This is a genomic window from Psychrobacter sp. T6-1, from assembly GCF_052258445.1.
Map to the genome: position 1 here is coordinate 1 of NZ_JBQQFC010000338.1, position 2404 is coordinate 2404.

Genomic DNA, 2404 nt, shown 5'->3' on the forward strand with positions numbered 1-2404 from the left:
AGCCAAGATCTCTTTAATCATCGCATCGGTTTCGCGACTTGCCGTGCCATTACCGATAGCCACTAGATCAACGTTATAAGTACTTAACAGCTCATCAATGACAGTTTTGGCTTCATCCATTTTATTATCAGGCGCAAAAGGATAAACGGTTGCGATAACTGGCTTGTCATCAGCCATCATGACATGACCTTGTGCATCGATAACCGCCATTTTGACGCCATGGCGGATACCAGGATCGACACCTAAGATTACTTTAGGGCCTGCAGGTGCAGACATTAATAAATGCTGTAAGTTGCTAGCGAACACATCAATCGCATCTGCCTCAGCACTTAAGCGTTTTTCGGTTAACAAGCGATGCTCGATATGCGGACGCCACTTATCTTTCCAAAGACTAGTTGCCGCCTCAACCAAAAACTCGCGGCGTGCGTCTGGCGCTTTAGCCTCAATATCAAAATGACTCACGATTTTATCGATAAAGGGCGTATCTTCGCCTTCAATTTTTAGACCTAAGACATTTTCTTGGCGACCGCGTAGCATGGCAAGCAGGCGATGATTGGGCAAGCGTGCAAGGCTTTCACTATGCTCAAAGTAGTCTTTGAACTTCTCACCCACTTCGCGTTTTTCTTCGCTAGCCACCGATGAGACGATGCTCGCTGTTTTAGCAAAGCCACTACGTAAACTATCGAGTAGATCAAGCGCCTGCGTCCATTCATCAACGATAATAGCTTGTACGCCTGCTAACTGCTTGTCGGTATCCGCAAAATCTACCTCAATCTCATTACCATTATCATCGGTGATGACTGATGGCGCTTGATAGTCAGCTAATGCCTCTATTGGTGCAACCTCTTGCGTTAATACCGATTGCGCAGCTTTATCTAATCCTGCTGCGCGAGCTTTGGCGGCAGGTGAGCGCCGGCGCGGACGATAAGGCAGATAGATGTCTTCAAGTTCAAGCTTGGATGTCGCGTTATCGATACGCGCTTGCAACTCGTCATTTAGATTGCCTTGGGTACTTAGCAATTCGATAATCTTGAGGCGGCGCGTTGCCATGTCACGCTCATAATTGAGCGACTTTTCTAGTGCTCGAAGCTGCGCATCATCGAGATTTTGGGTTTTCTCTTTACGGTAGCGCGCTATAAACGGCACCGTCGCCCCTGCATCAAAGAGTTCGACAAACGCATTGACTTGAGCCGTCTTAATGCCAAGCGCGCGAGCAAGTTTGTCGTGGATATTCGCGTGTGTGGTTGCATCCAAACCCTGCGTATTTGCTGGGGCTTGCGATGACGTTAAGGTATCAGTGCTACTCATAGACGTATCAATCGTTGATAAATGGTGTTTGGCATTATAGCAAAAGCTGCATGAATAAAAATCCTTTTTATACTATCCTTAATTATCATGGTTTTTGTAGCCATAATGAAGCAAAAGATGTCACTATCTGCCTTGTTAAACAAACGCATACAGCATTTGTGCGGATGGATGATGCATTTAGTGATGCAATCTTATACACTGATGGTAGATAGCTAAATAATGAGTCATTGCACAAAAATCGTGACTGATATTCTTAAAATTTAAATAGCAACAAGATTACAAGTAAAAGCGATAGCAGATTTTGCCTATAATAAAGCCTATAAAAGGATACGATAAATGACGGATAACACTCATGCAGATACGCTCACTCAGCGCATATTGGTCGTTGATGACGACGCGCGTTTACGCTCTTTACTACAGCGCTTTTTGGAAGACGACGGTTTTGTAGTGCGTACCGCGCACGACGCCAATCAGATGGACAAGCTCATGCAGCGCGAGCTGTTCTCTTTAGTGGTACTAGATCTTATGCTACCTGGCGAAGATGGTATCAGTATCTGCAAACGTCTGCGTGAAGACAACGGTGATATTCCTATCATTATGCTGACCGCAAAGGGCGGTGACGCTGATCGTATTGCAGGTTTAGAAGCGGGCGCTGATGATTATTTACCCAAACCTTTTAATCCAAAAGAGCTGCTCGCTCGTATTAAAGCCGTACTACGTCGCCAAAATCGTGAGCTGCCTGGCGCGCCCAGCTATCAGTTAGAGGTGGTTGAGTTTGGTCCGTGGACGCTTGATTTATCCACGCGTACGCTAAAACGCGATGGTAATGTGGTGACCTTAACCACGGGCGAGTTTTCAGTATTGAAGGCACTAGTACAGCATCCCCGTGAGCCGCTGACTCGTGATAAGCTCATGAACCTAGCACGTGGACGCGAATGGGGCGCTATGGAGCGCTCAATTGACGTACAAGTGTCACGATTGCGCCGCTTGATCGAGGATAATCCGTCGCAAGCGCGTTATATTCAGACCGTTTGGGGCGTAGGCTACGTCTTTGTGCCTGATGAAGCGGAACCTGAAGACAATGAGTCCTAAAGAC

2 protein-coding genes are annotated in these 2404 nt (G+C 46.6%); one reads left to right on the forward strand and one right to left on the reverse strand.

All coding sequences use genetic code 11. The annotated features are described in order from the left end of the window. The coding region (locus tag ACTXGO_RS12480) for a Tex-like N-terminal domain-containing protein (RefSeq protein ID WP_443574763.1) at positions 1-1308 on the reverse strand (1308 nt) is incomplete at its 3' end. 336 nt (positions 1309-1644) lie between these two features. Here ACTXGO_RS12480 and ompR point away from each other — a divergent pair. Then, positions 1645-2400 (forward strand): osmolarity response regulator transcription factor OmpR, encoded by a 756-nt coding sequence (ompR, locus tag ACTXGO_RS12485; protein ID WP_317199630.1) that lies wholly within the window; start codon positions 1645-1647, stop codon positions 2398-2400. The last annotated feature ends 4 nt before the right edge of the window (positions 2401-2404 follow it).